The sequence below is a fragment of the bacterium genome (assembly GCA_020440705.1).
Taxonomy (GTDB): domain Bacteria; phylum Krumholzibacteriota; class Krumholzibacteriia; order LZORAL124-64-63; family LZORAL124-64-63; genus JAGRNP01.
The window spans coordinates 1-4,744 of the sequence record JAGRNP010000191.1 but is presented as its reverse complement, the minus strand read 5'-3'; the positions used below and the strand labels follow the sequence as shown (position 1 = coordinate 4,744).

At 72.5% G+C, this 4,744-nt stretch carries 5 protein-coding genes; 1 reads left to right on the top strand and 4 read right to left on the bottom strand.

Translation table 11 applies throughout. The features are described 5' to 3' along the window. The coding region (locus KDM41_17285) for a hypothetical protein (GenBank protein ID MCB1185176.1) at nucleotides 1-271 on the bottom strand (271 nt) is incomplete at its 3' end. Between the two features lie 169 nt (nucleotides 272-440). On the opposite strand from KDM41_17285, the gene KDM41_17280 reads away from it, so the two are divergent. Next, nucleotides 441-2,909, top strand: coding sequence for a hypothetical protein (locus KDM41_17280; GenBank protein MCB1185175.1), 2,469 nt, complete (start codon nucleotides 441-443; stop codon nucleotides 2,907-2,909). Nucleotides 2,910-2,969: 60 nt separating this feature from the next. Here the strand turns inward: KDM41_17280 and KDM41_17275 are convergent, their stop codons facing one another. The 3 genes from KDM41_17275 to KDM41_17265 form a co-directional block, all read right to left on the bottom strand. Next, on the bottom strand, nucleotides 2,970-3,686 hold the full coding sequence (locus KDM41_17275) for a cytidylate kinase-like family protein (GenBank protein MCB1185174.1): 717 nt from the start codon (nucleotides 3,684-3,686) through the stop codon (nucleotides 2,970-2,972). Nucleotides 3,687-3,790: 104 nt separating this feature from the next. Next, nucleotides 3,791-4,354 (bottom strand): manganese efflux pump, encoded by a 564-nt coding sequence (locus KDM41_17270; protein ID MCB1185173.1) that lies wholly within the window; start codon nucleotides 4,352-4,354, stop codon nucleotides 3,791-3,793. A gap of 19 nt (nucleotides 4,355-4,373) precedes the next feature. Continuing rightward, nucleotides 4,374-4,744, bottom strand: a 371-nt coding sequence (locus tag KDM41_17265) for a methylenetetrahydrofolate reductase (GenBank protein ID MCB1185172.1), incomplete at its 5' end; no start/stop codon positions are given.

The following is a 4,744-nucleotide window of genomic DNA, read 5'->3' as shown; positions in this document are numbered from 1 at the left end:
CCAGGTCGCGCGGGGCCGGCCAGGCCAGCGGGCTCTCGGCCGCCCGCCGCAGCTCGTGGACCGCCTGGCGCCAGCGCGCCAGGTCCACGGCCGGAGCCGCGGCGGCGGTGCCGGCTAGGTCCTCCAGGTGCGCCAGGGGCAGGGTCCGGTCGAGCAGGACGCCGTGGGGCGTCTGCGCCGGAAGCGCCTCCGGGGCGGCTGCGGCGCCCTGGACGGCGGCGACGGCCAGCAGCAGGCTCAGGATCGGCAGGAAACGCACGGAGCGAGGCATGGGATCTCCCGTCGTGGTGGCCGGAGGCGATACGAACGGTCATCGTAGCAGAAATCCGGCCCCGACTGGTCTCCGTTTCGCGGCGCCCCTCTTCGGCGCGGCAGGATCGGCAGCGATATGATACACTTTTGATCCTGTTTCCATCACCCACGCCGAGGGAGATCCCCCCATGACCCGCCCCCAGCTCCTGACCCGCGGCCTCGCCGCCCTGACCGCCGCCCTGCTCCTCTTCGGCTGCGGGGGCGATTCCGACACGCCCGCCGATCCCCCCGCGCCCGACGTGGCGGGGGCGACCCTGGACGTGTCGGCGGCGACGAGTCTCGGCCGGGTGGGCGTGACCGGACTGCCGGCGGCCAAGGCGGCCGCCGACTCCCTGCCCTACCTGGTGATCGTCCGGGCCGACGGGGCCGAAGACGTGACCTTCCCCCTCGACCACGACGCCGACGGCTGGTTCTTCCCGGCTCCCCTGCATCCGGTGACGCCCAACGCGGGCGGGGCGGTGCGGATCCGGGTCAGCGACGGGACCGACCAGAGCGACGAGCAGGCGCTCACCCTGGGCGCCCTGCCCGCGGCGCCGGGAGCGTTCGCGGCGACCGTCGCCAGCCTGCGCGCCTACGTGGAGCAGCGGGCGGCCTTCGGGGGCACCTCCATCGCCGAACTGAAGGCCATGGACGCCGCCGCGGTGGCGCCCGGTCTGCTGTCCCTGAAGCTGGCCCAGGAGTACCTCGACGCCGACGACCCCTCGGCCGACCTGACGGAACTGGCCGCCGACGGCGCGGGCGTGCTCTCGGCGCCGGATCTGGAGCTGCTCGACCGCGTGTTCGGGTACTTCGACCTGGCCGGCCTGGTGGACGCGGCCGTCGCCGAGTGGCCCGCGGATCCCGCCGTGCTGGCCTTCCCCGCCGGGCGCGACCCCGCCAAGTGCTTCACCGTCGGGCCCGACATCGAGACCGCGCCCGAACTCTCCATCGCCATGACCCGTTCGGCCGTGGCCGCCTTCGGGGCCGACCCCGCGTCCGACGCCGGGCGGATCCTCGTCAACGGCGGCCGCGCCCTCGGAGCGCTGGGCGGCATGCCCGTCGTCGGCGGTCCGGCGGCGGTGGCCGGCGTCGGCATCGGCGTGGTCCAGGCCGCGACCCAGTTCGTGGCCGGCACGCTGCCCAGCCGCTTCACGTCCCTCAGCGCCATCGTCGGTCCCAACGCCTTCAACGAGGACTCCGAGGAGGCCGCCACCTGGTCGGACGTCATGGTCACCGCATCGTCGACCGGCTGGACCGCCGACAAGTCCGTCGCCCAGACCATCGTCAACGCGCTGGGCGCCTACCTGTCCGTCGCCGAGAAGGCCAAAGTCCTGGACAGCGACATCCTGCGCGACGCCTACGCCCTGGGGATCAGCGCCGGGGCGGGCCAGCTCTTCGACGGCACGGGCATCATCGAGTTCTGTCCCCGCGACTGGACCGTCGACATCTCCAGCCCCCTGTACTGCACGGCGGCGGCCCTGCAGCACCGCTTCGACGTCGACATCCCGGGCCAGGAGGCGCGGCCCAACCAGGCCGGTCCGGACGTGCTGCGCGTCGGCGCCCAGCCGACGCAGTTCGGCGGACGCGAGATCCACGTCGACACGAACATGCTCGTGCGGGAGATCGTCGTCACCGCCACGCCGGCGAGCGTGGTCGTCTCGCAGCCGGGCGAGACCGTGAACATCACCACGACCATCACCAACGCCGACCTGACGACCCTGCGCTGGTCGCCCGGCAACGGCACCTGGGACGACGGCACCGGCTGGGACACCAACGACGCCGGCACCCGGCCGCTGAAGACGCCGACCTCGCCGGACGACTACCCCTTCAACGTCATCGTCGAGTCGCTGTCGCGGAACGGCGCCCGCGCCGACGGCGTGCCCGCCCGCTACGCCACCGTCCGCGTGGCCTACGAGGACTCGTTCCGGATCTTCGTCACGCCCAACTTCGACTGCATCAATCCGGGCGAGACGCTGCAGTTCACGGCCGAGGTCTTCGGGCCGGCCGAGGGAGCGCCCTACGACGTGTTGTGGGAGAAGGTCGAGGGGTACGGCAGCATCGACCAGAACGGACTCTACCAGTCGCTGTCCGCCGGCACGAGCAACGCCCTCATCCGGGCGAGCATCGTCGGCCACGAGGACGTGTTCGACACCGCCCGCGTCGAGGTGTCGACCTGCAACTGCCGGGCCGACCTCGTGGCCAGCGGATCCCTCTACTGGGAGCTGCACACGTCGCAGATCGCGTACCTCGTTTCCGACTTCGGCGGCTGGTTCTACCAGTTCTTCATCGACATCGGCAACGACAGCAGCGACGTGGTCACGGCGACCATCGGGGGCTTCGAGGACTCGCCCGCGCCGGCGCCCGGCGAGACGGCGACCTGCAAGGCGAGCCTCGCGCTGGTCGTCGGCGGCCGCACCTGGCAGGGCGTGTGGGACGAGGAGAACAGCCTCACGGGCGTGAGCGCGGTCATCACGATGCACACCCTCGACGCGATGGAAGGCCGCTTCGTCGGCAACGTGTACACCTTCACCGAGAACGGCGACGTCGAGTTCACCGCCACGGTGGACATGCCGTTCCGTGCGGGCCGCTGGGACGGCGGCGCCTGGCCCTGCGACTAGCGGCCCCGGGGCGCGGCATGGGCCGCGGCCCGGACGGCCGGTTCGTTCGGGCGGCCCTGCTCAGGCCGTCTCGACGCGCGTCCGCTCCCCGGCGACGACGGCGAGCAGGCCCAGCATGACGTTCTCCACCACGGCGTCGGCGTCGAGGCGGTCGGTGTTGAGGACCAGGTCGAAGGCCGTGGGATCGGCCGGGTCGCAGCCGAAGAGCCGGCGCACGAACTCGTCGCGCCGGGCGTCGGTGTCGTCGCGCAGGGCGCAGGCGTCCGCGGCGGTCAGCCCCAGGCGCCGGCCCAACCGGTCGGCCCGCCGTCCGGGTCCGGCCACGAGCCGGATCCGCAGGTCGGCCCGCATGCCCAGCACCATGTTCGCCCCGCGGCCGAGGAAGACGACATGGCCGCCGCGGGCCACCTCCTCGACGACCTCGGTCAGGGCCTGCCGGTACTGCTCCCGCATGAAGATCCGCTGGCGCAGCACGCCCTGCACCCAGAGATCGGCTTCGCTCAGGGCCTGCTCGTCGAGCCTGGCGACCATTGCCGGCGCGAGCTTCTCCCGGCGCACCACCTGCTCGACCAGCGAGCGGTCGTGCAGGGCGAGCCCCAGCCGTTCGGCCAGGTTCTCGGCCAGGGTGCGCCCGCCCGCCCCGGCCTGACGCGACACGGTGATCACCGGCCCCCGCGCGACCGGCCTTGACGCGTCGCGCGCCGGCAGGAATTCGCGCAGCCGGTTCCAGTGGTTGATCTGGCGCTGGATGAGTCGTTCGGTCAGGAGTCCGGACATGGCACCCTCCTTCGGGGCGGCCCGCCGCACCAGGTCCCCGCCCCGGCCGGCGCCGCACCTGTCATCAGATTAACAATCAACGGAGAGTGCCGCCAGCCCGGCCCTCAGGCCGTCAGATGCTCGACGAGGATCTTCAGGCCCAGGCCGATGAGGACGAGGCCGCCGGCCGTGGCGACCCGGGGCCCCCACGCCCGGCCCAGCCGACGTCCCAGCACCATGCCCGCCACCGAGAGGCCGCCGGCCACCAGGCCGATGATCGCCGCCGCGAACCAGATCCGCACCTCGAGCATGGCCAGGGTGAGCCCCACGGCGAGGGCGTCGATGCTCGTGGCGACCGAGAGCGCGACGAGGCTCCAGCCCCGGGTGGGGTCGGCCCGGTCGAACCCGTCGTCGTCGGGGCGGCGGGCCTCCCGGAGCATGCGCCAGCCCACCACGCCGAGCAGACCGAAGGCGATCCAGTGGTCGACGGCCGCCAGCCAGCGCTGCACCGTCAAGCCGGCCAGCCAGCCGAGGACGGGCATCAGCGCCTGGAAGAGGCCGAAGTGGAAGCCGAAACGGAAGAGATGGCGCCCCGTGACGCGGGGCAGGACCAGGGCCGCGGCCACGGACACGGCGAAGGCGTCCATGGCCAGGGCCAGGGCGATCCCGAGGATGGTGACGGTGCCCACGCTGGCCTCCCGGGCGGGGTCAGATGAGGTCCTTGACCGTCTCCACGACGCTCGAGGCGTCGTTCATCACGTAGAAATGGATGCAGGGCGCGCCGGCGTTGAGCAGCCCCTCCACCTGCCGCCGTCCCCAGCGCTGGCCGATCTCGCGGGCGTGCTTCGGCGCGGCCTGCACCTCGTCGACCAGTTCGTCCGGCAGGGTGACGTGGAAGTGCTTGGCCAACGTGGTCAGATGGCGCTCGGTCTCGATGAACTTCAGGCCGGGGATGATCGGCACCTCGATGCCCGCCTCGCGGCACATGCGCACGAAGGCCGTGTAGTCGGCGTTGTCGAAGAACATCTGGGTCACGACGTAGTCGGCGCCCGCGTCGACCTTCTCCTTGAGGTGCTTGA